Raw genomic sequence first — 22,756 nt, forward strand, 5'->3', positions numbered from 1 at the left:
TCAGATTGATCAAACGCGTATGAGTTCGCCGATAAACGAAAGCCCGTTGATACGGGCTTTGGTTGAGGATCAGAGCATGTGCTGCCGATCCTGTTCGATCGCTGCCTCCAGCGTGTCGAGCAAGGCCTTTCTGACCTTGAGCTTGGTCTTCTTGTGCGCGCTCATATTGATCTTCTTCAACTGCCCGGCGACGGCCAGCGCGGTGCTCTGCAGCTCCTCGACGCTGACCACCCGATCGAGGAACCCGGCGGCCATCGCTGCTTCAGGGTCGAACATCTCGGCGTTGATCACCGAGCGATTGAAAGCCGATTTGCGCAGGCGGTCGCGCGCCAGTTCGATACCGGCGTGGTGCATGGTCATGCCGATCTGCACTTCGTTCAGGCCGATACTGAACGGCCCGGCGACACCGATTCGATAATCGGCGGACAACAGCAGAAAGGCGCCCTTGGCAACCGCATGGCCGGGGCAGGCGACGATGATCGGGAAGGGGTGCGACAGCATGCGCCGTGCCAGCGTCGAGCCTTGTGCGACCAGCTCGATCGCGGCCTCGGCGCTGGAGGTCATGACCTTGAGGTCGTAGCCGCCCGACAGAATGCCCGGCTGGCCGGTGAGAATAACGATGGCCCGGTCCTTTTCGGCCTGGTCCAGTGCGGCGTTGAACGCAACGATCACGTCCGGGGAAATGGCATTGACCTTGCCGTTGTTCAGGGTCAGCGTGGCGACGCCGTCGTCCAGATGGTACGAGACCAGATCACTCATGACGTGATTCCTTTATTGAAGTGAGCAAACGTTACTCATCCATAAGGAACAGGTAAAGCGCTGACTGCCGGGTCACTGAATGGCGTACCGATCAATGGCTGATTTATCGCCGGGCGGCGGTTGATGTCATGGCTGGATATCGTTGAACCCGCAATATTCTTCCCAGTCCATCCCCAGCGCTTCGGCGACCTGGCGGTGTGCTTCAAGGCGCATGCTCTGCAACTGTTCGGGCGACTCGGCAATCAATTCCAGTGCCAGTTCCCAGGTCTCGATACCCTGGCTCTCGGCCTCGTCTTCGAATGCCCATTGCACTTGCTGCTGTTGCTCCTTGGGGCTCAAAGCGCTGATTTCATCCTTCAGGGTCGGATGGGTCGCGAGGTATTTCGCCAGCGCGGCCTCGTTCCACTCAAGTGTATTCATGTGGTTTTGCCTCAAACGTTTCGATAGCCAGGCTGTCTCTATGAATAGTCTGGCAAGACAGCGTGATTGTGAGGGAGGTGGCCTTTGGTGTCAGCACTTGCAAGCGGTTGTCCGCACGAATTTATCGATCATTTGAAGAGGAACCTGTCGTTATGATCAAAGTGAGCGTGCTGTATGCGTATGAAGAGGGTGCCCGTTTCGACCACGATTACTATCGTGACAGACACATGCCGCTGGTGCAGGAACTGATGGGCAAGTACTGCAAGGGCTACAGCGTGGACCGAGGCATAGGTGGAGCAACCCCAGGCTCCGACCCCGCATATATAGGCATGTGCCACATTTACTGTGATTCCATTGAAGACTTTGAAGCTGGCATGGGGCCGCATTCAAAGCAGATCAATGCCGATATCGTCAACTACACCGACCTGATCCCCGAAATTCAGATCAGTGAAGTGCGCGCCGACGTGAAAACCGCTCTATAAGTCATCGAGCGATATCCCGAAAGACCGCCTGTTTTTTCGAGGACATTCCCCCCGACGGATCGAAACACTGACTGTCGTAACGCGGGCTTTGGCACTGCGAGGGGATGTTCGGGGGAGGCGGGCGGTTTCTCTGGAAGGCCTTGTAGCGCTCGGTCTCGATCACCTGCACTCGAGTGCGACCGCCGACCTTGAGGTATTCGGTAGCCTTGAGGTTGGTCTGATGAACGTAGTCCAGCGGCTCGTCTTCACGCCGTATGTAGGACGGACCCTGGCGTTGCAGTGCGCTTTGCGCGCTTTCATCACACGGGATCGATGCATAACTCACCTTGCCTTGCGGTGATGTGCATTTGAAGATCTCGCCGTATGCTGCGCCGCTGCCCAGCAAAGCGAACACCGACAGCGTTATTGAAAGCCTTTTCATTGTGTATCCCTGCAGGACGCGAGCATGGCGCAAGGCTACCACTTGCTCTTTACCGCTGCCATATCCCTCTGCCAGGCCCGTTCGTCAGACACATCGCACGGCTGTGGCCAGAGGCTCTCTGAATATCAGGTCCTGAATTCAAAAACGGAGGCGCATATGACCGGCACCCAGCCAGGCAGCAGCAACGAAAACAAGAATGATCCGGGCTTCGACGAGAAATCGCCGAACACCAAAGACCCGCAGATCGACCCTACCGAGCCGGCGAAGACTCCGGCCACCGAGAAAGGCAGTAAGGATGATTACCCGCCTTACACGCCGGACAAGTAACCGACAGATTGCCCTCGTTGATTAACGGGGGCGATTTATATCCGAACCTCGCTTTACCCCCTCGTACTACTTGTTGGCATCGAGGTATTCCAGCAGATCTTCCATTCGCTCATCGTTGCCCATCCACCACAGCTTCATGCGGGTGCCGGGGACAACTTCGCTCGGGTCCTTGATATAAGTGCGCAACGCTTCACGTGTCCAGACCAGCCCCGAGTTCTTCATCGCATCGGTGTACACGTAGCCTTCCTGTTGTCCCGCCTGACGACCAATGATGCCGTTGAGGGGCGGGCCAAATGCGCTGCGTGCAGAGGGGCCGATCTTGTGGCAGCCGGAGCAGAGGCGGGTGAACACGGCTTTCCCGGCCTCTGCATCACCCGCGCCCTGAGCAATCGGGGGCAGGGCCAGTGCCAGCAGGAGTAATGCGGTCTTTTTTAATCGATAATCCACAGCGCGTTTGGCCTTCCGCTTAAAAGTGGCAAATTTTAACGCAATTATCGGCGGTTCACTTGCTGGTCGGTATCTGGCTCGACAGTTCGTCGAAGTCACGCTTGTAACTCGCCATCTCGGCTGCACTGACGAAGCTCTGTTCAAGAACCAGTTTCTTCGCTCCGGCTTCGATGGTGTCCAGTTGATGAAGGAAGCGCTTCTTCTTTCTGGCCTCCATCCGCGTGCCTGCCTCATCGATAGCCGTGCGTAGCTCTGTTGCTCGTTGGTTCACAAAATCCTGGCCTCGACGGTCAACCGTGAGCCCGTCATTTTCGAGATAGCCTTCCAGCCCGGTTTTTTTCAAGACCAGCCACAACGCCTGATCCGGGGTGAACGTGCCCTTGAACTTCTTGACCTTTCTGCTGCTATCCGCGCCCAGGTCGACCTTCACCGGGCAGCCGGAGCGATGGGCCAGTTGCTGTAATGCCTCGTCCAGACGCTGCGAAGGCATGTCGTACGCCACCGGCGCCATCTGACATGCAGCGAACGCGGGAGCCGCCGCCAGACACGCAGCGGCGAGGAGCAGTTTTTTCAGGGTGTTTTTCATGATTGAAGGGTTTCATCCGGGAGGTAGGGCTTGGAAATCGGTTTCTGCATGATGTTCCCTGTCTGCCCGACGCTTGCTGGAGCAGTCGTGTCCCTGATGTCTCTTGACCCATGCCAGACGCTGCATGCTCAAATCGCAGACAAAGAAAAGCCCGCGATGGGGGGTAGCGGGCTTAAGGTCTTGCTGGGAATTGAGTTAACAATAAACCCGCGAACGTGAAAAAAGCGTGAACTGCCGGATACAATTTATAAACAATTCAAATCACGGCTCGCCGTCCCAGTAATCGAGATTTTCCGTGGTCCGCTGGTTGGCGGTGAACACTCGGGTCCCTTGAACTGAAACCATGGCCTGGTACTTGCCCGAGTCCGGGTACTCGCACACTTCGGGTGTTTCCCGGGTGCTGATCGAGAGGTATTTCAGCGGCGCCTGTGAAGTATTGATTATCTGGTGCGGGTAATCGGCACCCGCGGGGATAAACACGATGTCACCCGTTCTGATCGGCAGCATCTCGCCCGCAACACGCAAACTCCCTTCGCCCTCGATGATCACGAACATCTCTTCCTGCACATGATGAAAATGATAAGGGCAGGAGCGCTTGCCCGGCGCCACGACATCAATCGAGGCCCCCAGCTTTTGCGCCGCCGTGCCTGTGCCCAGGCGGGCCGCAGAGCTTTCATACAGCGGTTCACGAACTTCATGTGCGAGGGGAGCCTCGTTTAAATTGCGAATCAGACGAGACGCCAGTTCACGTGCGCGTTCATTCATATCGTTCGACGCTCGGGGAGTTCAGGAGAGGGTACTTTAGACCAGAGAGCGTAAGGTGTTGCAGGCAGTTGCCTTGATCAGGCAAAACAGTCCCAGGCAGTCGCCACAAAAAGCCCCGGCCCCGCGTGCATTCGTTGCGCCGCTCGGAAACCTATTCGCCTGAAACTCGTCTACACTTTACATCACGCTTCGGCCCCTTCCAGAGGACGCACCATGTTTTCAAAACCCGATATTCAGCGAGTTCTTGAAACAGCTTTTCTACCTTCAAAGTGCGAGTGCGTCGTAGCGCCAAATGAAACCTTCTCGGTAAAGCTTCTCCACCCCGAGTCAGGTGATATCCAGCTCTACGTAACGGCGCTGTCCCTGTCCGAGGTAGAGAGCAGCAGATCCATCGCACGGCTGGTGCTCTCCCTGAGAGAACAGCGAGACCTGATGGGGCAGATGAACTTGTCCCTGAGGCGCATGGCTTAAGGGCTGGGCTCGTGTGTTGATTGCGGTTATTTGATCGCATTCGCAAAGCCCCTGAATTCCTTTCAGAGTTCAGGGGCTTTGCGTTTTATCGATATGGCGGTGAAGGAGGGGGGCTCAAGTAATCGTCAATGGCGTGGTGCGCTCCAGGTGCGTCTACCCTTGCTAGTTCATCACCAAGACAATGACTCGATGCTTTCCCGAGAAACGGGCCTTGAGTCGGGCCTGAGGTTGATTCCCTTTCATAACGAGAGCCATGGTGCTCGCGGTTTAATACCCAATATGATGCACAACCACCGGCGCCCGATGACAGGAGTCGCATCTGCGCATGGATCCTCAAAAATGATGGAAACTGCAATCACGGCACCAGCAAGTCATGTCCCACCTTTTACCTCGGTTCGTACAGCCGCACAGGCGTTGCCGTTTAGTGAGCTACGCTGGGAGGATTCGAAAAGCTCACCCGCATGGATTTAGAGAAGGCTTGTGCGGCTTTCTTCGCCGGAGGCTGGTTGGCGAGGGCTGACATGTTTTACATCACCGTGTAAGGTCGACTGATTGCGTCGGGTCGCAGGCGTCTCCGCTTGGGTTTGAATCTGCCGGTGGCGACTGACCGCTATCGGCCAGAAGCGGTCAGTGCAGGTCTCTTGAAATTGCAATCTTATGAGGCGCAGCGTTCAACCCCAAATAGTAGAGTTGCAGTCTAGTCGCGTTGAGAACTTTGGTGGTTATTAACTCAGGCCCACCTGCACTAGATCGGATTTGAGAGTGTGGGCATGATATATTGGTGAGGTTGTGTCAGTTGGGTTTTATCAACTGTGGGGTTATGAAAATTTATGCCCGCTTTGAGGCGGGCACCTCCTAGAAAACGATAGGCGTACTAGACGAGACTAAAAGTATTCGGGAGTTTTTATTATGTGTTCGTTAGCCAATTTCTAGTTTGAGCGAAATCGAAGCCTCATCCAAATCCAAAAGCTCCTGATCCCAAAACCCTAAAAGAAACAATTCATTTTTCAGGTAGGCATACTCTGCATCAGAATGCAAAATTGTCGCAGTTGTAGCAGCATACTCGGAGAAACACTGACACTCTTTAAGAATACTCTTAATAGTGCCAACTAACAAATTCTTGGTTTTAGTCGATAGCTTTGACTTGTAACTATCAAGTCGCTCTCGGGCCTTTAGTAAGGTTTCATGGAGTTGCTCGCCAATCTCGAAGCGGACCATAACAGTGCGGCCAGAGTTATTTAGATCCACCGTATCGATTGTTTCTAGTCCAATATCGGTCTTGGCACGGAGCCTATATAGACGAAACTGAAGGTGGTCGCGAGGATCAGTTTCATATGGATTTATGATTGGTGCTTTCATTACGTTGTGCCCACTTTTTTTGCCATTACATCTTTTGCAGGCTGGTAACAGATTTTGCCAATTCATTACATCATCCGGATATGTGTCCTTGTCTCGAAAATGTTCCACCTCCATATACTTGCTTTCTTTAGTTAGATCGCACTCGCAATATGCACACTTCCCAAAGCTGGTTTTAAGCAATGCAGACTTCAAGTCGTTAAAGTTCCAGACCGAGGTGTGTTTCTCTTTAAAGATTTCTGTTAGTCGTGCTGTCTCAGTAGGGTTCAGGCATGTCGGGTGAAAACTTCGCTCTAGTTTTATCATCACTCACCCCCTCCTAATGAAGCCATTTGCAGCTTAAGTAGTTTTCGCAAGTGACTCAAAGGGTGAAGCGAGTTGTCTAACTTCTCGAATGCGACTTTAGCGACTTTTTGATTTTCTTGATCGATTGCTGATGTGAACTCATTCATTAGCTTATTGAAGAGCTGCGTTCGAGTATCAGTCATGCCCATGACGTCGGTGAGAACTTCATCCACAGTCCACCCCTTAAATCCGTATTCAGACAATGGAAGCTTTCGGGAACCGACTTGACCGTCGCGAACTTCAAGAGCCAATATCTGGTCTCGATCGGCAGATTGTATAACATGGGGGCTGTGGGTCGTTACTACGAACTGCACCATTGGGAAGATTTCAGAAAGTAATCCAGCTATCTTATTTTGCCATTCGGGGTGAAGATGAAGCTCAACCTCGTCAATTAGCACAATACCTTCAAACTCTACTGCTCGTACGTCAGTGAATCGAAATTCAATTTCTTTTATTATGCCAAAGAAGATCGCTAGGCACGACTTAAATCCGGAGGAGAGATACTCATAATATATTGGTCCGCTTGGAGAGTTAACGAGAATCTCATTAGAGGAAGCAACAACTTTGCTGAATGAGAACTCTGGGTTCAACGCCGAAAAACATTTCTTCGCCAACTCAAAATTATCCATCTGAGCATCAGTTAATGCTTCTCGGTGAGCGGAATATAGATATCGGTGTACAAACCAATTCTTTATATCATGCACGCTCACTCCAGATCTGCTGTCTTGCCAAATTGTATATATAGGTTTTTCTATGTCCTTGGTTATAGATTGCAGGGGTGTGTAAGCAAATGTTCTAGTTGTTTTAAGTGAGAGCAAATACCCCGAATTAACAGTATCTCCACTTATGCTTGCACCTTGGCCGGGCTCATACTGTGTAAATGTCATATTTACTGGAGTGACGATACCTTTATGGGAAAGTGATGCCGCTATTTCGCTGCTCGTCGCCAACACATTTCGACGTAGGATTAGAGTTTCGCCGTTCGAAAAGCAATGGGCTATACACTCTAATATAGTTGTTTTCCCTATTCCATTAGGTCCGCATAAAATATTCATCCTTGGGTTGAGCGTCAGAGATAGGCTATGAAGCCCCCCAACGTCCTTGATTAGAATCTGCTCAATTTTCAATTTTTTCTCCTTAGGTTTGGCAAAATCAGACACGGTAACAATTTTTACGGCCTACATATTTGGAATCCAGCTCGCACAATACTATGTCGAGGGTGGTACTTACATCTGACACGTTGATTTCCGTTTGCCTGCAGACATCCTTTCCTTGTTGGGGGGATGAAGTACGCTAAGCCTCGCATGTAGTTGTAGGCATGCCAACGATACGATTTTTTCATTTAAACCTCCGGTTGTATAAAGATCCAGAGCGTGCCAGGGTTGATTGTAGTCGTTTACGACGGGCTGCTTATGGCCCAGAGTGTGTAAAAACGGGCCAGTGCAATGTCGGCACGTAGCATCGACGGTTTTTGCTATGTAGTCGCTCGCGGTAAGCCCTGCGGGTCGTCACTCGGGTCTTTGAGGCTTCAATAAAGCCCCTACGATGCCAGGTGGGCAACAAAGCCAACCATTTCAGGCTGACAACGCCTTCATTAAGCTGCTGGTGCCAAGGATTTTCATAACTCGCTTCATGTTGTAGGCGAGCACGTTCAAGCTCATTTCTGCACTGACGCCTTCCAGCCTTCGCGTCAAAAAATGCGTGGCACCCATCCACTGTTTGAGCGTCCCGAAGGGATGCTCAACTGTGCGCTTTCGGACTCGCATCATGTCCGGCGCGTTGCTCAGCCGGACCTGCATCTCTTCCAATATCGCCTCATGCTCCCAGCGCCGAATACGGCGTTGCTTGCTCGGTGTGCACTGTGTTTTCAAGGCGCAGCCTTGACACTTTGAACTCCAATAACGATGCAGCTTCATGCCTTCCTCGACGCTGGAGAAACGCCATATCAGCGTTTCTCCAGCTGGACATACATAGTGATTGTTCGCCGCGTCATAGATAAAGGCATCGTTGTTAAAACGCCCATCAGCTTTGGCTCCAGAGGTCATTGGCTTGGGCACATACGCGGTGATATCAGCGTTGTGACAAGCCAGGATTTCCTCACCTTTGAAATAGCCTCGGTCGGCCACCACCGAAAGCGAATCTTATGCCATGGCCTCGCGCGCCTGCTTGGCTATTGAACTGAGCTGATCACGGTCGGAACCGACATTGGTCACCTCATGAGCAACGATCAAATGGTGCTGAGCATCGACTCCTGTTTGCACGTTGTAGCCAACGATTCCTGTACCTCGCGTCATCATTGAACGCGCATCTGGATCGGTCAGTGACACCTGTTTATCCGGTGAGTCGTTGAGCCGTATTTCAATCGCCTGAAGCTCCTTCATTTGCACTTTGAGCTTGGCGATTTTCTCTTCCAGCCGCACCGTCTTGGCTCCAGAGGATGTGGGTTCTTGCCGATCCGCAGTATCAAGTGCCGTTAGGTAACGGTTGATGCTCGATTCGATTTCTTCCATGCGCCGCTTCAGTTTAGCGCTGGTGAAATTTCGGTCGCGGTTGTTGACGGCTTTAAACTTGCTGCCATCAATGGCAACCAGATTTTCACCGAATAATCCCAACTGCTGACATAGCACTACGAACTGGCGACAGACGCCTCGGATAGCCTTGCTGTTGTCTTTTCGGAAGTTGGCGATGGTCTTGAAATCCGGCATCAAACGCCCGGTCAACCAAATCAGCTCGACGTTGCGTTGAGCTTCTCGTTCCAGCCGCCGGCTCGACTGAATGCGGTTGAGATAGCCGTAGATGTAGATCTTTAGCAGGATCGCGGGGTGGTAAGCCGGCCGTCCAGTATCGGCTGGAATGGCACCCTCAAAACCTAGATTTACCAAGTTGAGTTCGTCGACGAAAACGTCAACTACTCGTACCGGATTGGTATCGCTGACGTAGTGGTCGAGGCTTTCGGGAAGTAAGGTGCCTTGGCCTCGGTGTTCACCTTGGATAAAGCGCTTCATAGGCAATCCCCGCGATAAAATCCTCAGCAATCATAGCAAGGGATCACGGAGTCGTTTCTACATACGCCGGGGCAATCGCATACACCAATGGATGCCTATATATAGAAGGTCCGGGGGCAGCGACTCTGATTGCTCAGCCTCAGGCTCCGAGATACCCTTTCTCCTCCTGACAAATAGGCGCGGCCAACAAATCATGTCTACTTGCTATTCCATTCAAATCACGCCAGAAAGACCATTGCCGGCCTTTTATTGCATTGCTGAACATCTATGGGGAACCGGATGTGATGTTGACTCTGACGGTGACTGCGCAGGTTCAGATGATCACCAATGGACGGAACTGACATTGTCGCTTCGCGGCACATCAGGAGAACGTATCGACATTGACCCGCTCTCGCTCATGCCTCTTACCCTCGTAATCCGTTCATCGCACGCCACCCTCTGCCAAAGAGCGGCCGACTACATCGTATCTGTTTCCGGAGGCACTATCGGCGCAGTTGCTAACGTCAATACGGTATGAGTGCGGGGACACGAGGCTTATAGATTTCCGGCAGGTGAAGAACCTAAAAGTGAACCCCTTGGCGTTTTTACACACTCTGGGCCGAAAGCGGTCATTCAATGCAGGTAACAAAGCGAGTTTCAATTTCAGGACATGCAGGTGGAGGCGCGTTGACCAGCATCACAGCATCGTCACCCTGGTTCAGAAAAACCAGGTAATTGCCGGACTCGAAAGTGATTCTAAACCCGACCTGCCGAGGAGCCTGATCGTAGAGGGAGTCCAGAACGCCTTCTACTTCGCAAACCGTGTCGCGTTCAAAGTGGGATATTGACAGGGCTGCCAGAAGATTTTCCCTCTTCCAACAGCAGGTCGCTTCGGGCTTGAGATCGAGCGGCAGGGGTGTCGTTATGGGCAACAGATCAGCCCCTACGCTTTCACCGTCACTCAACAGGTACATGGCAATTGTGGGGTGGCCGTCACTATGCCACTCAATGGAGCCTACATTTCCCAGACACTTCTCTTCGTTGAAGTAGTACTGGTCATGTGTAAGCGCGATCAGTCGTCTACCCACCAGTAGGCGTGCGGTGTGAAGATCCTGAATCGCCCTGTCAGAGGTAAAGATGTATCGGCTAGCCATATCAGGTCTCGTTGGGTCAGGCGGGTATCGGATTCTTCACAAGCAGAACAGCGTCTGCCCCTGGCTGAAAACAGCCAAAGCGGGCATTCGTGTGAATCAACGCCTAATCGCTGGCGCAGTGATCAGTTTGTTGTCAGATACCGAAAATGCGTGCGTCTGAAGGGAGTCGCAAAGTTCTGACAGAAGCGCCAGAAAGACGTTGAAGGATGAGTCGTACCAACACGTTCCGAACCGGAGTGATAAATGGATGGACGTCACCGGCTTTCCTGAAAGGCTTCCTTCAACTGTGAACGACTCATCCTTGGCGAATACCCCTTGAACACACCCCGGCAACACCTGCGCCAGAGACCTTAGGACCGATGCTTCATCCCCGATTTCCAGCACCTCATCGACGTTTGCCAAATCATCAGTGCCAGGCCCAATCGGCTTTAAGATGATGATGTCGTAGCTCATACGTTTTCCTGTACCCCATCTCGTGCGTGTGACTCATCATACCCTCGAGAAGGGGGATGTGGATGTTGTCGACTAGCCATTGGCTTGCAGGTCCTTGCGTAAGGGCGAGAGCAGTCGCGAATGGCAGCAATCGACCGATTCTGTTGAAAAAGTCGGATTCGAAGTCCACGGCAGAAAAGTACGCGCCTGAGATTGAAATCTGAGTTTTGCGCGGAAGGTTCGGGAGTCGGATTTCACGTAGCAACGTGCAAAAGAGATATGTTCATCCATCAATATTCGAGCGTTTTGGGCAAGCCGAATTTTTCAACAGAATCGACCCATTGCAGCCGTTCAGCATGTTGCTAAAATCGACCAAGAATAGACTGACACCCATAAGTGAAGATTGATGTTTACCTGCCCATGCTGCGGATATGCAGTCTTCGAGGAACACCCAGGGTCATACGATATTTGCCCAATTTGTTTCTGGGAGGATGACGTGTTCCAACTCTATTACCCTCACCAGGTGGATGGACCGAATAGATGTAGCTTGATCGAGGCGCAAGTCAATTTCGTCCAATTCGGTGCCTGCGAGCGAACCATGTTGAAGAATGTGCGAATGGTTAGCGATAGCGATGTGCGGGATGGTGAGTGGTTCCCACTCTGGACTCGCCGAGTCGCCATTCCAGATCCCGACTCCGACAACCAGCATCCTCAACACATGAAGTCGAAGTACGACCTCTACTATTGGCTGCGGACCTAGCAGCGCAAAATGGCGTACTAAGTCCAAATTGGTCGGAAGCAGCCTATTCCAAACGACTGCTCTTGGCCGATAGCAGCCCAATCACAGCAGCCAGCCACCGACCCAAGGCGGCTATGTTTAGATCTCTAACGGCCCATCAGGCGTTGATGATGGACAGGGCAGGCCAGATAGCTGCGCAGTTTTCTGAGCACCTTTTTTCTACTTCGAATTTTGCTGTTGATCTAACGACGAGGCTGAAAAGATCGTCGAGCCCGTGCCGTTGATGCCACGGATTGCCAATCCATACACGATCCATCAGCTTCTGAAAAGTGATGGCCTCCGGGCTGATTGCTTTCTCGGCATACAGCTTCTTTGAAGCCTTCCGGCACAAGATAAATATGCAAATACCTAGAGGAGTGTAGGGGGGCTGGTGCAAAGCCGAAATAACATAGTGTCCGCATCCCGCTGAAACCCGACTGGAACTGTCGAGCCCTCGCGGGGACTGAACTTAACCCCCCCTTAAGGAGCTACCCCCATGAACAGCGATCAACTCAATCAATACGACGCCGAGCGCCTTCACCAGCGAGTGGCGGCCGAACTGGGCATTACTGCCGAAGAGCTGACCACCTGGATGATCAACGATATCGAACGCGTGACCGAAGGCGGCAAGGACGTCGGGCACATGGTGGTCTTCCGCGAGTCGACCCCTGCGCAGGTTCTCGACAAGGTTCAGCACAAGCAAAGCCATTTCACGGCCATGACCGGCGTGATCGATCTGAGCTAAGTGCAGCGGGCTTTGCTGTCAAAGCCCGCAGACTCAATAGCCTGCTCCGGTACCCGCGCCTGTCACGATCGCAATCCCGGAACTTGTGCCCAGGCGTGTGGCGCCGGCTTCGATCATCGCCCTGGCGGTGGCCACGTCACGCACTCCGCCAGACGCCTTGACGCCGATGTCAGGGCCGACCACACGGCGCATCAGCGCCACATCCTCGAGCGTCGCGCCACTGCGGCTGAAGCCGGTGGAGGTCTTGACGAATGCCACACCCAAGTCGCGGCAGATCTCGCAGGCGCGCACCTTCTGCGCCTCATCGAGCAGGCAGGTTTCCAGGATCACCTTGAGCGGCACCGTGCCGCAGGCCTGCAGCACCGCAGCGATATCGTCGCGGACCTCATCGAACAGGCCGTCCTTGAGCCAGCCGATGTTCAGCACCATGTCGATTTCCTGAGCTCCGGCGGCGATCGTCAGGGCTGCTTCCGACGCCTTGCTGGCACTCAGTCCGGCACCCAGCGGAAAGCCCACCACCGCACAGACCTTGACGGCAGAGCCGGCCAGTTGTCGAGCGGCAAAAGGCACCTGGCTGGAGTTCACGCACACCGAGTAGAAGCCGTGTTCCCGGGCTTCGGTGCAAAGTGTGGCAATCTGCGCCCGGCTGGCATCCGCCGCCAACAAGGTGTGATCGATGGCCTGGGCCAGTGCAGCGGGTTCTAGCGAGTTCATCAAGGGATTCCTGTCATCAGTAAAAACACTTGGGTGGATACCCATAAGTTAAAAAATTAACACTTGGTGTTACTCTAGCGACACCTCCAACGGATTGCCGGGATGCCCATGGACGTCAAAAAAACCGACCGCATCAAACAGATTCAACAGGCTCTGCAAGATCAGAAAGCGATCCATCTGCGGGAGATGGCGGCGCTGCTCGATGTGTCCGAAATGACCCTGCGCCGCGACCTCAGCCGGCACCCCGGGCAGTTACGGCTGCTGGGCGGCTACATCACTCGCGCCCATGATGATCCGGAACCGGGGGATTACCGGGTCAGCGAGCAGGACACCCGCCATGTCGAAGAGAAGCGCCGCATCGGCAAGCTGGCCGCCACCTTCATCCGGCCCGGCGACACGGTATTTTTCGACTGTGGCACGACGATCCCCTTCGTGGTCGACTTCATCCCCGACGAGCTGGAGTTCACCGCGGTGTGCAACTCGCTCAACGTACTGCTCAAGCTGCAGCAGAAACCCAACTGCAGCATCGTCCTGTGCGGTGGCATGTTCCACCGCAAGAACCAGGTGTTCGAGAGCCATGCCGAAACCAGCATCCTCGATGGCGTGCGCCTGACCTGGGCCTTTGTCTCGGCGGCCGGGGTCAGCCTGGACTGCGGTGTAACCTGTTTCAATTTCCACGAGGTGGAGGTCAAGCAGAAGGTCATGCGCCAGGCCCGGCAAAGCCTGCTGCTGGCCGATCACTCCAAATTCGACGCCGTACGCACTGCGCACTTCGGTGCCTTGAGCGATTTCCATTGCGTGGTCAGCGACAAGAAAATCCCGCGTAGCTACCGCGAGGCCATCGAGGCCGGCGGCGCGCAGCTTGTGCTCTAGAAGCATCACGGTTGCAGCGCACGGCGTTCGGGTGCGTTCAGGTAACCGGTGGTCACGCTGAACTCGGCGCTGGCTCCGGGCGCGAGGCTGCGCACGTTGCCTTTGGCGAGTTCGGCGCGGTAGCCCTCCGGTTCGCAGGTGGCCGGCAAGATGAAGGCCGCCACCTGCTGATCAGTGTTATGCAGGATCCAGCGCGCGGCATGCTCAAATTGTCGCGGGCTGTAGCGGGTGTAGAACGCCGCGCCGTCGGGATGATCAAGGAAGAAGTGCGCCTGTCCCTGAGCGTCGCTGCGCACGTCGTCGAAGAAGCAGACGATCTCCGGGTCATACAGCGCGGGCGAGTCGAGCACCTCGAGGCCGGTCGGGTCCTGGCTGAGTTCGGCGATATAGGCGCTCCAGGCCGGCGTCGGCCGCACATGGGCAGGCACGCTGGCGCGCACCCGTGTGCGCTCGCAGCCCAGGGGCTGGGTGAGGCGGGCGCCGTCCACGTAGGCGTAGTTCATGTGCGCCATGTACATCAGGTCCATGGCCTTGCCGGCCAGATTGACCACCTGCATGCCGATCTCGAACAGCCCGCTGGCCGGGCGCAGGGTCACGCTCGGGCTGGCCCGGTAATGGTCGCCGAAGCCCTGCACGTATTCACAGGTGCCGCCGAGGCGCAGATAAGCGCCGTGCTCGTCTTCGCCTGCTTGCAGCCAGGCATCGTCCATCGACGCGCAGGGCATTTCGCCGTGCAGCGCATGATCATCCTCGGGCCCCGGGCAACCGTTGCGCAGCAGGCCGCTGTGAAACATGAAACAGCCGTAGGTGCCGATCACGCTGGAACTGGGCCGCGGCTGGGTAAACATATTGAGCATGGTCAAATCAACGCCGTCGAATTCGGCCGACCAGATCATTTGCCCCTGCCAGGGCAGGACCACCAGCTTGCCGCGGCTGTTTTCCAGTGACAGGGCCTTGACCCCGCTGGGGTAGGTCCAGGCACGCACGCTGAAATTTGCTGATTCGAGCAGCAGCCGGCTGTTCTGGTCCCAGAGCTGTGGGTAGAGCGGCAGGCGCAACGCTTCGCTACTCATTGCGCCACCGCCTTGGCCGAGCCGCCCAGCACTGGTTGCGGCTGACGCATGCAGTGCACTGCGTACATCACGATGGCCACGAAACACAGCAGCGGCACGCTATAGGCAATCTGCATGTTGCCGCCATTGGCATCGCTGAGCAGGCCCTGGAAGATCGGCATCACGCCACCGCCGACGATGCTCATCACCAGCAGCGAGCCACCGACGCCGGTGTCCTCGCCGAGCCCGTCAATGGTCAGACCATAGATGGTCGGCCAGCAAGGCCCGAGAAACACACTGACCCCCACGGCGGCATACACCGCGGTGATGTTCGGCACCAGGATGGTGTAGGCCAGCAGCACGATGCACAGCACGCCATACACCGCCAGGACCTTGGCCGGGTGCATTTTGCGCATCAGCAGGTTGGCGATCATCTTGCCGATAAAATAGGCAGCAAAGGTGGTCAGCAGGAACCACGAGGCACTGCGCTCGTTCATGCCGCCCATTTGCATGGCCAGGCGAATAGTGAAGCTCCACACCCCGACCTGCGCGCCCACATAGAGGAACTGCGCCAGTACACCGAAGCAGAAGCGCGGATTGCGCCGCAGGCGGCCGAGGCTCTCGCCGATGCTCGCCCGCGGTTCGCTGACGGTACCGTTGCCCTTGCACGCGGGGAAGCGCGTGATGGCGATCAGAATGAACATCAATATGAGTACCGCGATCATCCATTTGTACGGCAGCAGGGTCGACTGGATCATCTGCAATTGCTGCGCCGCCGCATCGCTGGCGCTCATCTGGGTCAACTGTTCGCGCGTGGCGTCGGTGTCCTTGAACATCACGAAGCTGCCGACGTACACCCCGGTCATGGCGCCGAAGGGGTGGAAGGTCTGCGAGATGTTCAGGCGCCGTGTGCCGGTCTCCCGCGGGCCCATCAGTGTCGAATAGGTGTTGCATGCGGTCTCGAGAAACGACAAACCGGCGGCGATGACGAACAGCGCCATCAGGAACATGCCGTACTTGGCGGTCGACGCTGCCGGAAAGAACAGGGCGCAGCCGAACAGGTACAGCATCAGCCCGATGAGGATGGTGGTCTTGTAGCTGAAGCGGCGCACTACCATTGCTGCTGGGATGGCGACGAAAAAGTAGCCCAGGTAGAACGCCGACTGGACGAAAGCGGTCTGGAAGTCGCTGAGCAGGAAAGCCTTCTTGAAGTGCGCGATCAGCACGTCGTTCATGCTCGCGGCCGCCGCCCAAAGAGCGAAGATGCTGCAGAGCAGGAGGAAGGCGAACCACGGCGTGCGGTTCAGGTAGAACCCGTCAGGGGTTTGTTGCAGCGCAGGCTTATTCATTATTGTTCTCCGCGAAATGCTGGTGAGTGTCAGCTGGCCGATGCATCGAGGAATCGCGCAAACGTGGGCGCATCGGGGTAAGAGGATTGCGTGCCGAGGCCAGTGACCGAGCAGGCGGAGTAGGCCACCGCCTGGTGCATGGCTTGGCGGATATTGCCGTCCTGGCTCCAGTGCCGGGCGAAGCAGCCAATGAAGGCGTCCCCGGCACCGGTGGTGTCACGCGCCTGAACCTTGACCCCTGGCACCTGCCACTCGCCTTCGGCGCCGACGTACAGCGCCCCTTGTTCGCCCAGGGTGACGATGACGTGGCGTACGCCCAGCGCGACCAGTTGGTGTGCAGCCTGAGCTGCCTCCTCGGCGCACGTCACCGGCTGGCCGCTGATCAGTGCCAGCTCGCTCTCGTTGGGGATCAGGAAATCCAGCTGCGCCAAATGCTCGCGGCTCAGGCTGGCCAAGGCCGGAGCCGGATTGAGCAGCACCGGGATGGCATGCCGGTGAGCGAAGGCGATGGCGTGGTAAACGGTCGCCAGCTCGACTTCCAGTTGCAGCACAATCAAAGCGCAATCGCGCAGCTGCGCCTCGGCACGGTCGATATCGGCCGGGCTCAGGTGGGCATTGGCGCCTTTGACGATGAGGATGCTGTTGTGGGAGTTCTCCTGGACGAAGATCGGCGCGACGCCGCTCGACACGCCCGGCACCCGTTCGACGAAGCGCGTATCAATGCCCAGCCGTTGAAAATTGGCCAGGGTGGTATCGGCGAAAGCATCGTCGCCGACCTTGCTGAGCATCAGCACGTCGGCGCCCAGCAGCGCCGCGGCGGCGGCCTGATTGGCGCCCTTGCCGCCGCACCCCATGGCAAAACGCGGTGCTTCGAGCGTTTCGCCCTGAGCAGGCATGCGTTCGATGTAAGTGATCAGATCGACCATGTTGCTGCCGATGACTGCAATCTTGCTCATTGTTATTTTGACCTCACCAGCGCCGACGAATGCCTCGGCGGCTTTTATTTATGTTATTTAAATAACATTTTCTGTGAGGATTCAATCTTTATTTTTTGATGTGAGCGTGCGCTATCAAAACGCCTGTAGGGTGTTTTGGTGGCTGTTTCGGATCGGAGGCAGGGGTGTCGCGCGCGTGAGGCGTGCCCCTGAAAAATTGATTCCACGGCCATTTTTTCAGACCCCGGAAACCACAAAACCCCTGAATTCGTTGAAGAATTCAGGGGTTTTGTGTGTTTCAAATATGGCGGTGAAGGAGGGATTCGAACCCTCGATACAATTTCTTGTATACACACTTTCCAGGCGTGCTCCTTAAGCCACTCGGACACCTCACCGTATCTCGACGACAACGTTGTGTCTGCCGAGGCGCGCTAATGTAGTCGAAAGCTTTTCCTAACGCAAAACTTTTTTTCAGATTTTTCATGCGCTTAAGCAAATAAACGCTTATTCGCCAGTAAAGGGCCCTGGCGGGGGATGCGGCCCTTGGGCAAAGGGCCGCTTGTGGTGGAGGCGTCAGGCGCTGAAGCCGCCATCGATGGTCAGGCTGGCACCGGTGATGTAGCCTGCTTCAGGGCCAGCGAGGTAGGCGACGAAGCTGGCGATTTCTTCGCTGGTACCGTAGCGGGGCAGAGCCATCAGCGCTTTCAGGGTCTCGGCGAATTCGCCCTGCGCCGGGTTCATGTCGGTGTCCACCGGGCCGGGCTGGACGTTGTTGACGGTGATGCCTTGCGGGCCGAGGTCGCGCGCCATGCCTTTGGTCAGACCGATCAGCGCTGATTTGCTCATGGCGTACGTGGCACCGCCCGCAAAGGGCATGCGGTCAGCGTTGGTGCTGCCGATGTTGATGATGCGGCCGCCTTCTTCCATATGTCGCGCGGCTTCCTGGCTGGCGATGAAGACGCTGCGCACGTTGATGGCCAGGGTCTTGTCGAAATCCTGCATGCTGAATTCATTGAGCGGCGCAATGGCCAGAATGCCAGCGTTATTGACCAGGATATCCAGCCTGCCAAGGGTCTCGGCAGTGGTCTGTACGGCCTGGCGGATGGCTTTTTCGTCGGCACTGTCGGCGCGAATGGCCAATGCGCGGCCGCCATTGGCGTTGATGCTGTCCTGAATCTCCAGGGCGCTGACCTCGGAGCTGACGTAGGTAAACGCCACGGCTGCGCCTTCTTTGGCCAGGCGCTGGACGATGGCCGCGCCGATGCCACGTGAGCCGCCCTGCACGAGCGCTACTTTGCCGGTGAGTTTAAGGTGTTCGATCATGATGTTCTCCTTGGGGGCAGGTCTCGGACAAGCCTGGGCCTGTCGACGATTGCGACCAGAATAGACCTTGATTGCGATAGTCTTCCTGAACCAAAAGTTCGGACTGATTCATCATGGATATTCAAGACAACAGCGCGCTGATCCTGATCGACCTGCAGGAGGGTATCAATCACCCCAAGCTCGGACGGCGCAATAACCCATTGGCCGAGACCCACATCAGCGCGCTGCTCGGCGCCTGGCGGCAATCCGGGCGGCCGGTGATCCACGTCCGGCATTTCTCGACATCACCCGAATCAGTGTTCTGGCCGCAACAGTCAGGCGTCGAATACCAGTCAGCTTTCGTGCCGCAAGCCGACGAGCGTGAGTTGAGCAAGCAGGTGCCCGACGCGTTTTGCGGGTCCTTTCTGGAAATGTGGTTACGCTCCGACGGGATCAGGCAACTGGTGATTGCCGGTGTGGTCACCAATAACTCGATCGAGTCCACCGCGCGCAGTGGCGGCAATCTGGGGTTTGACGTGCTGGTTGCGCACGATGCCTGTTTTACCTTCGATCAACAGGACTTTTTCGGCACGCCGCGCAGTGCCGAAGAGGTGCACGCGATGTCGCTGGCCAATCTGCATGGCGAGTACGCTACGGTCCTGTCGACGGCGCAGATTCTCCAGCAGGTTGCTGTCGAATAAGCGCCTGACGGGCTTACTTGCGGGTTTTCTTTGGTGCAGCGGGCAGAGGGGCGAAAAGCGCTTGCAGGTCTTCGTCGCGCAATTTCCAGTCGCCGGTTGTGCGTCCATCGAGCACACCCGAGGCCAGCGCTGACTTTTCCCGCTGCAGGCGCTGGATTTTCTCTTCCACGGTGCCGCGCGCAATCATCTTGTAGACGAACACCGGCTTGTCCTGGCCGATACGGTACGCTCGGTCGGTCGCCTGATTTTCCGCTGCCGGGTTCCACCACGGGTCATAGTGGATCACCGTATCGGCGGCGGTCAGGTTGAGGCCGGTGCCGCCTGCTTTGAGGCTGATCAGGAAGATCGGCAGTTTGCCGCTCTGGAAGTCATGAATCGGCGTGCGGCGATCGCGGGTCGAGCCGGTCAGCAGGGCGTAGGCGATACCGCGTTGCTTGAGTTCTTCCTCGATCAGGCTGAGCATCGAAGTGAACTGTGAGAACAACAGAATCTTGCGACCTTCGGCCAGCAGTTCTTCGAACATCTCCATCAGGCTGTTGAGCTTGCCCGAGGTGCCCTGTTTGCTGTTGACCGGCATGTCCTGATTGACCAGGCGCAGGTCGCAGCAGACCTGACGCAGCTTGAGCAGCGCTTCGAGAATGATGATCTGACTGCGCGCCACGCCTTTGCGGGTGATTTCGTCCCTGACCTTTTTGTCCATCGCCAGGCGCACGGTTTCGTACACATCGCGCTGCGCGTCGTTGAGGTCGACCCAGTGGATGATCTCGGTCTTGGGCGGCAGTTCGGTCGCGACCTGCTCCTTGGTGCGACGCAGCAGGAACGGCTTGATACGCGCATTGAGGTGATGCAGGCGATCCTGGTTGCCATGCTTTTCGATGGCAGTGCGGTAATTGCTGTTGAATTCCTTGCTGTTGCCCAGCCAGCCGGGCATCAGGAAGTGAAACAGTGACCACAGCTCGCCCAGGTGGTTTTCCAGCGGCGTGCCGCTCAGGCACAGACGCTGACGGGCATTGAGGTTGCGTGCGGCCTGGGCGGCCTTGCTGTTGGGGTTCTTGATGTACTGCGCTTCATCGAGAATCAGCACGTGGAAGGGCTGTTTTTCCAGCAGATCCAGGTCCCTTGGCAACAGCGCGTAGGTGGTCAGGATCAGGTCGTAATCCTGAAGGTTGCCTGCATCCTGATGGCGATTGGCGCCGTACAGTGCCAGCACCTTGAGGTCCGGGGTGAAGTGCTCGGACTCGTCCAGCCAGTTGGGGATCAGGCTGGTCGGCATGACCGCCAGCGCAGGGCGGTCGAGGCGTCCGGCCTGTTTTTCCATCAGCAGGTGGGCCAGGGTCTGCAGGGTCTTGCCCAGCCCCATGTCGTCGGCCAGCACGCCGCCGACTTCCAGCTCGCGCAGCGACTGCATCCAGCTCAGGCCTTCCAGCTGATACGGGCGCAGCGTGGCGTTCAGGCCATCGGGCAGGCTGACCGGCGCGTCCTTGATATTGATCAGGCGTTCGGCAAAGTGACGCAGGCGGTCGCCACCCTGCCAGGTCAGCGGCAGGTCTTCGAGCTGGGTAAGGCGCGCCGCATCGGCTTTGCTCATGCGCAGCGCGTTGTTGCCCTCCTGACGCCAGTAGAAGTCACCCAGTGTCGCCAGTACCGGCTTGAGCCGGCCATAGGGCAGGGCGATCTGTACCGGACTGCCGCCGCTTTGCGTGAAGTGGTTGAGCTGCACCAGCAGTTGTTCTTCGTCGCCGCGCTTGGCCACGGCCGACGGGCTCATGAGTTCGGGATGGCTGCGGATCAGGTTGATCAGGATCGGCAGCAGGCTCAGACGCTCGCCGTTGACGATAATGCCCAGCTCCAGGTCGAACCAGTCGCGTTCGTTCTCTTCGTCGATGACCGCGTACCAGTCTTCCACCGGCGTGACGTCGAAGCCGAATTCTTCCTGAATGTCGATTTCCCAGCCTTGCTCGCGCAGGCGCGGCAGGTCGTCGAGGACAAAATGCAGCCAGGCCTTGTCATTGGGCAGTTCGTACATGTCGCCGGCGCTGTCGGGCAGCGCCTTGCTTTGCCGGGTGGCGACCTTGAAGCCCAGATCGGCCAGTTCCTGACGCAACTGCCGCTCCCGTTCGCCCTGACGACGGATGCGCAGGGTTTCGGTGTCGGTGTGTTCGATGATGTCGCTTTTCTGATTCACCAGATCGCTGCCCAGCGAACTGACCAGGATGCTCACGTTGGTCGTGCCGACCGCATAATGCTTGCCGTAGGCAAAGGCCAGCGCGGCACGGTGCTGAATGTGCCGCTGCATGCGTCCGTTGCGCGGCTCGTAGGCACTGAATTCGATGCTGGCCAGAATCAGCCTGGGCCGTGGCTGCAGATCATCGATCAGGCGCTCCGGCAATCTGGGCTTCTGCTCGATGGGCTTTTCCGGCTCTTGCTGGTGCGAGGCCAGTGCGGCCTGCAGCAGCGGACGGTTGTGCGGGTCCTGCAGAAACAGCAGGGCGGCCACGCAATGTTTGCAATCGTTGCGAACCGGGCAGGTGCATTTGCAGGTCAGGTAGTTCTTGTAGCGATCAGGGTCCTTGAACAGCAGCGTCTGGGTGTAGATTTCCAGGCCCGAGCCCCGACAGGCGGTGCGGATGATCTGCGGGCTGGAGTCTTCCAGCACGATGCGTTTTTGCCGGGCGTAGTCGCGCCCTCGCTCAAGCGTTCGCTCGTGGAATAAGTCTGTCCAGGCCGCAGCCAGGACTTTTTCGAGAATGGACGACAAGTTTTAAAAAGCCCTACGCCGCAGCGATGCTCAAAAAGAAAGGGGACGCCTGGGCGTCCCTTGCGTACGTAAAGATCAAAGAGGAGAAACCTTGATCAGCAACGCGAGGTTGCCATTGTCCAGATAGGTCAGCTCACCGTTCTTTACCCTGGCAGTCTGCTTCAATCGTTCACTGCTGATGACCACGCCATGCGGGTCCAGCTGGTTGACCCAGAATTGTGCACCAATATCGGTGAAGCGTGCCATCGCCAGACTGACGGTGCCCTCGATCGGAAAATGCCCAAGCCGCTCTTCACCACTGGTGATGGCGACTTTGCCCGGCTCGGTGCCGATGCTTTGCTGCCAGGCGCGCTGCATCAGCACTTCATAGTTGCCGCTGCCTTGCAGTTTGCTCGCCAGATCATTGAGGGCGGGGCTTCGTTCATCGTTCGCGTCGATCTTCTGTGCGCCCTTGTCCCAGTTTTCCGGTACAAGCTGGCGGGTCGAGGCAGGTTCGCCGTTCTGGCGAAACAGCAGAATCTCGACCTGATACAGGCCGTCGGCGAACGCGGTTGGCGCGATCAGCGTCAGCAGCAGGATCAATGAACGAAACAGAAGCAT

At 56.3% G+C, this 22,756-nt stretch carries 24 protein-coding genes, 1 tRNA gene and 1 pseudogene; 7 read left to right on the forward strand and 19 right to left on the reverse strand.

What is annotated here, in order from left to right; all coding sequences use genetic code 11:
• Positions 1-69: 69 nt before the first annotated feature.
• A complete protein-coding gene (locus BLR20_RS00325; RefSeq protein ID WP_004410220.1) occupies positions 70-759 on the reverse strand; it encodes a crotonase/enoyl-CoA hydratase family protein in 690 nt (229 codons plus the stop codon).
• 126 nt (positions 760-885) lie between these two features.
• Positions 886-1,179 (reverse strand): DUF6388 family protein, encoded by a 294-nt coding sequence (locus BLR20_RS00330; protein WP_003396701.1) that lies wholly within the window; start codon positions 1,177-1,179, stop codon positions 886-888.
• Between the two features lie 152 nt (positions 1,180-1,331).
• On the opposite strand from BLR20_RS00330, the gene BLR20_RS00335 reads away from it, so the two are divergent.
• A complete protein-coding gene (locus BLR20_RS00335; RefSeq protein ID WP_010427062.1) occupies positions 1,332-1,661 on the forward strand; it encodes an EthD family reductase in 330 nt (109 codons plus the stop codon).
• Position 1,662: 1 nt separating this feature from the next.
• Here BLR20_RS00335 and BLR20_RS00340 read toward each other — a convergent pair whose 3' ends face one another.
• Positions 1,663-2,082 carry a DUF4124 domain-containing protein gene (locus BLR20_RS00340; RefSeq protein ID WP_054993718.1) on the reverse strand — a complete coding sequence of 140 codons (420 nt, stop codon included), beginning with the start codon at positions 2,080-2,082 and terminating at the stop codon, positions 1,663-1,665.
• A 156-nt stretch (positions 2,083-2,238) separates the two neighbouring features.
• Between BLR20_RS00340 and BLR20_RS00345 the strand changes: the two genes are divergently transcribed.
• A complete protein-coding gene (locus BLR20_RS00345) occupies positions 2,239-2,409 on the forward strand; it encodes a DUF6021 family protein (RefSeq protein WP_032611406.1) in 171 nt (56 codons plus the stop codon).
• Positions 2,410-2,475: 66 nt separating this feature from the next.
• Here BLR20_RS00345 and BLR20_RS00350 read toward each other — a convergent pair whose 3' ends face one another.
• The 3 genes from BLR20_RS00350 to BLR20_RS00360 all read right to left on the reverse strand — a co-directional run bounded on the left by BLR20_RS00350 (position 2,476) and on the right by BLR20_RS00360 (position 4,207).
• Positions 2,476-2,856: a c-type cytochrome gene (locus tag BLR20_RS00350; protein ID WP_010427057.1), complete on the reverse strand. Its 381-nt coding sequence runs from the start codon at positions 2,854-2,856 to the stop codon at positions 2,476-2,478.
• A gap of 55 nt (positions 2,857-2,911) precedes the next feature.
• Positions 2,912-3,442, reverse strand: a complete 531-nt coding sequence (locus BLR20_RS00355) for a hypothetical protein (protein ID WP_032611408.1) — start codon at positions 3,440-3,442, stop codon at positions 2,912-2,914.
• Positions 3,443-3,703: 261 nt separating this feature from the next.
• Positions 3,704-4,207, reverse strand: coding sequence for a cupin domain-containing protein (locus BLR20_RS00360; RefSeq protein WP_054993717.1), 504 nt, complete (start codon positions 4,205-4,207; stop codon positions 3,704-3,706).
• Positions 4,208-4,420: 213 nt separating this feature from the next.
• Between BLR20_RS00360 and BLR20_RS00365 the strand changes: the two genes are divergently transcribed.
• Positions 4,421-4,678, forward strand: a complete 258-nt coding sequence (locus tag BLR20_RS00365) for a DUF1652 domain-containing protein (RefSeq protein WP_054993716.1) — start codon at positions 4,421-4,423, stop codon at positions 4,676-4,678.
• Positions 4,679-5,596: 918 nt separating this feature from the next.
• Here BLR20_RS00365 and BLR20_RS00375 read toward each other — a convergent pair.
• The 5 genes and pseudogenes from BLR20_RS00375 to BLR20_RS00400 all read right to left on the reverse strand — a co-directional run bounded on the left by BLR20_RS00375 (position 5,597) and on the right by BLR20_RS00400 (position 10,970).
• Positions 5,597-6,340, reverse strand: coding sequence for an HNH endonuclease (locus tag BLR20_RS00375; RefSeq protein WP_054993715.1), 744 nt, complete (start codon positions 6,338-6,340; stop codon positions 5,597-5,599).
• On the reverse strand, positions 6,340-7,539 hold the full coding sequence (locus tag BLR20_RS00380; protein ID WP_202907617.1) for an AAA family ATPase: 1,200 nt from the start codon (positions 7,537-7,539) through the stop codon (positions 6,340-6,342). The genes BLR20_RS00375 and BLR20_RS00380 overlap by 1 nt, the downstream gene beginning before the upstream one ends.
• Before the next feature lie 414 nt (positions 7,540-7,953).
• A pseudogene (locus tag BLR20_RS00385) lies at positions 7,954-9,384 on the reverse strand (IS1182 family transposase).
• Between the two features lie 608 nt (positions 9,385-9,992).
• On the reverse strand, positions 9,993-10,517 hold the full coding sequence (locus tag BLR20_RS00395) for a hypothetical protein (protein ID WP_054993713.1): 525 nt from the start codon (positions 10,515-10,517) through the stop codon (positions 9,993-9,995).
• Positions 10,518-10,613: 96 nt separating this feature from the next.
• Positions 10,614-10,970: a hypothetical protein gene (locus tag BLR20_RS00400; RefSeq protein WP_054993712.1), complete on the reverse strand. Its 357-nt coding sequence runs from the start codon at positions 10,968-10,970 to the stop codon at positions 10,614-10,616.
• 385 nt (positions 10,971-11,355) lie between these two features.
• Between BLR20_RS00400 and BLR20_RS00405 the strand changes: the two genes are divergently transcribed.
• Both BLR20_RS00405 and BLR20_RS00410 read left to right on the forward strand, forming a co-directional pair.
• Positions 11,356-11,709 carry a CPCC family cysteine-rich protein gene (locus tag BLR20_RS00405; RefSeq protein WP_074594262.1) on the forward strand — a complete coding sequence of 118 codons (354 nt, stop codon included), beginning with the start codon at positions 11,356-11,358 and terminating at the stop codon, positions 11,707-11,709.
• 514 nt (positions 11,710-12,223) lie between these two features.
• Positions 12,224-12,472 carry a hypothetical protein gene (locus tag BLR20_RS00410; protein ID WP_017278918.1) on the forward strand — a complete coding sequence of 83 codons (249 nt, stop codon included), beginning with the start codon at positions 12,224-12,226 and terminating at the stop codon, positions 12,470-12,472.
• A 33-nt stretch (positions 12,473-12,505) separates the two neighbouring features.
• On the opposite strand, the gene deoC is transcribed toward BLR20_RS00410, so the two are convergent.
• Positions 12,506-13,186 (reverse strand): deoxyribose-phosphate aldolase, encoded by a 681-nt coding sequence (deoC, locus tag BLR20_RS00415; protein ID WP_054993711.1) that lies wholly within the window; start codon positions 13,184-13,186, stop codon positions 12,506-12,508.
• Positions 13,187-13,294: 108 nt separating this feature from the next.
• Between deoC and deoR the strand changes: the two genes are divergently transcribed.
• Positions 13,295-14,059 (forward strand): DNA-binding transcriptional repressor DeoR, encoded by a 765-nt coding sequence (deoR, locus tag BLR20_RS00420; RefSeq protein WP_032611499.1) that lies wholly within the window; start codon positions 13,295-13,297, stop codon positions 14,057-14,059.
• A gap of 5 nt (positions 14,060-14,064) precedes the next feature.
• Here deoR and BLR20_RS00425 read toward each other — a convergent pair whose 3' ends face one another.
• The 5 genes from BLR20_RS00425 to BLR20_RS00445 form a co-directional block, all read right to left on the reverse strand.
• Positions 14,065-15,132, reverse strand: coding sequence for an aldose 1-epimerase family protein (locus BLR20_RS00425; protein ID WP_054993710.1), 1,068 nt, complete (start codon positions 15,130-15,132; stop codon positions 14,065-14,067).
• On the reverse strand, positions 15,129-16,460 hold the full coding sequence (fucP, locus tag BLR20_RS00430) for an L-fucose:H+ symporter permease (RefSeq protein ID WP_054993709.1): 1,332 nt from the start codon (positions 16,458-16,460) through the stop codon (positions 15,129-15,131). Before fucP ends, BLR20_RS00425 begins: the two co-directional genes overlap by 4 nt.
• 29 nt (positions 16,461-16,489) lie before the next feature.
• Positions 16,490-17,416 carry a ribokinase gene (rbsK, locus tag BLR20_RS00435; protein ID WP_054993708.1) on the reverse strand — a complete coding sequence of 309 codons (927 nt, stop codon included), beginning with the start codon at positions 17,414-17,416 and terminating at the stop codon, positions 16,490-16,492.
• Between the two features lie 284 nt (positions 17,417-17,700).
• Positions 17,701-17,790 (reverse strand) — tRNA-Ser (locus tag BLR20_RS00440).
• A 178-nt stretch (positions 17,791-17,968) separates the two neighbouring features.
• Positions 17,969-18,718 carry a 3-oxoacyl-ACP reductase family protein gene (locus BLR20_RS00445; protein ID WP_010426757.1) on the reverse strand — a complete coding sequence of 250 codons (750 nt, stop codon included), beginning with the start codon at positions 18,716-18,718 and terminating at the stop codon, positions 17,969-17,971.
• Between the two features lie 113 nt (positions 18,719-18,831).
• Here BLR20_RS00445 and BLR20_RS00450 point away from each other — a divergent pair, with 113 nt between their 5' ends.
• Positions 18,832-19,398 carry a cysteine hydrolase family protein gene (locus BLR20_RS00450; RefSeq protein WP_054993707.1) on the forward strand — a complete coding sequence of 189 codons (567 nt, stop codon included), beginning with the start codon at positions 18,832-18,834 and terminating at the stop codon, positions 19,396-19,398.
• 13 nt (positions 19,399-19,411) lie between these two features.
• Here the strand turns inward: BLR20_RS00450 and BLR20_RS00455 are convergent, their stop codons facing one another.
• A complete protein-coding gene (locus tag BLR20_RS00455) occupies positions 19,412-22,156 on the reverse strand; it encodes a DEAD/DEAH box helicase (RefSeq protein WP_032611433.1) in 2,745 nt (914 codons plus the stop codon).
• 75 nt (positions 22,157-22,231) lie between these two features.
• Positions 22,232-22,756, reverse strand: coding sequence for a CsiV family protein (locus BLR20_RS00460; RefSeq protein ID WP_010426763.1), 525 nt, complete (start codon positions 22,754-22,756; stop codon positions 22,232-22,234).

The organism is Pseudomonas congelans (assembly GCF_900103225.1).
Classification (GTDB): Bacteria; Pseudomonadota; Gammaproteobacteria; order Pseudomonadales; family Pseudomonadaceae; genus Aquipseudomonas; species Aquipseudomonas congelans.

Excerpts from the sequence above, each read along its gene's own strand:
- BLR20_RS00325 (WP_004410220.1), bottom strand. The coding sequence starts at position 759 with ATGAGTGATCTGGTCTCGTACCATCTGGACGACGGCGTCGCCACGCTG.
- BLR20_RS00330 (WP_003396701.1), bottom strand. The coding sequence starts at position 1,179 with ATGAATACACTTGAGTGGAACGAGGCCGCGCTGGCGAAATACCTCGCG.
- BLR20_RS00335 (WP_010427062.1), top strand. The coding sequence starts at position 1,332 with ATGATCAAAGTGAGCGTGCTGTATGCGTATGAAGAGGGTGCCCGTTTC.
- BLR20_RS00340 (WP_054993718.1), bottom strand. The coding sequence starts at position 2,082 with ATGAAAAGGCTTTCAATAACGCTGTCGGTGTTCGCTTTGCTGGGCAGC.
- BLR20_RS00345 (WP_032611406.1), top strand. The coding sequence starts at position 2,239 with ATGACCGGCACCCAGCCAGGCAGCAGCAACGAAAACAAGAATGATCCG.
- BLR20_RS00355 (WP_032611408.1), bottom strand. The coding sequence starts at position 3,442 with ATGAAAAACACCCTGAAAAAACTGCTCCTCGCCGCTGCGTGTCTGGCG.
- BLR20_RS00360 (WP_054993717.1), bottom strand. The coding sequence starts at position 4,207 with ATGAATGAACGCGCACGTGAACTGGCGTCTCGTCTGATTCGCAATTTA.
- BLR20_RS00365 (WP_054993716.1), top strand. The coding sequence starts at position 4,421 with ATGTTTTCAAAACCCGATATTCAGCGAGTTCTTGAAACAGCTTTTCTA.
- BLR20_RS00375 (WP_054993715.1), bottom strand. The coding sequence starts at position 6,340 with ATGATAAAACTAGAGCGAAGTTTTCACCCGACATGCCTGAACCCTACT.
- BLR20_RS00395 (WP_054993713.1), bottom strand. The coding sequence starts at position 10,517 with ATGGCTAGCCGATACATCTTTACCTCTGACAGGGCGATTCAGGATCTT.
- BLR20_RS00400 (WP_054993712.1), bottom strand. The coding sequence starts at position 10,970 with ATGAGCTACGACATCATCATCTTAAAGCCGATTGGGCCTGGCACTGAT.
- BLR20_RS00405 (WP_074594262.1), top strand. The coding sequence starts at position 11,356 with ATGTTTACCTGCCCATGCTGCGGATATGCAGTCTTCGAGGAACACCCA.
- BLR20_RS00410 (WP_017278918.1), top strand. The coding sequence starts at position 12,224 with ATGAACAGCGATCAACTCAATCAATACGACGCCGAGCGCCTTCACCAG.
- deoC (WP_054993711.1), bottom strand. The coding sequence starts at position 13,186 with ATGAACTCGCTAGAACCCGCTGCACTGGCCCAGGCCATCGATCACACC.
- deoR (WP_032611499.1), top strand. The coding sequence starts at position 13,295 with ATGGACGTCAAAAAAACCGACCGCATCAAACAGATTCAACAGGCTCTG.
- BLR20_RS00425 (WP_054993710.1), bottom strand. The coding sequence starts at position 15,132 with ATGAGTAGCGAAGCGTTGCGCCTGCCGCTCTACCCACAGCTCTGGGAC.
- fucP (WP_054993709.1), bottom strand. The coding sequence starts at position 16,460 with ATGAATAAGCCTGCGCTGCAACAAACCCCTGACGGGTTCTACCTGAAC.
- rbsK (WP_054993708.1), bottom strand. The coding sequence starts at position 17,416 with ATGAGCAAGATTGCAGTCATCGGCAGCAACATGGTCGATCTGATCACT.
- BLR20_RS00445 (WP_010426757.1), bottom strand. The coding sequence starts at position 18,718 with ATGATCGAACACCTTAAACTCACCGGCAAAGTAGCGCTCGTGCAGGGC.
- BLR20_RS00450 (WP_054993707.1), top strand. The coding sequence starts at position 18,832 with ATGGATATTCAAGACAACAGCGCGCTGATCCTGATCGACCTGCAGGAG.
- BLR20_RS00460 (WP_010426763.1), bottom strand. The coding sequence starts at position 22,756 with ATGCTTCTGTTTCGTTCATTGATCCTGCTGCTGACGCTGATCGCGCCA.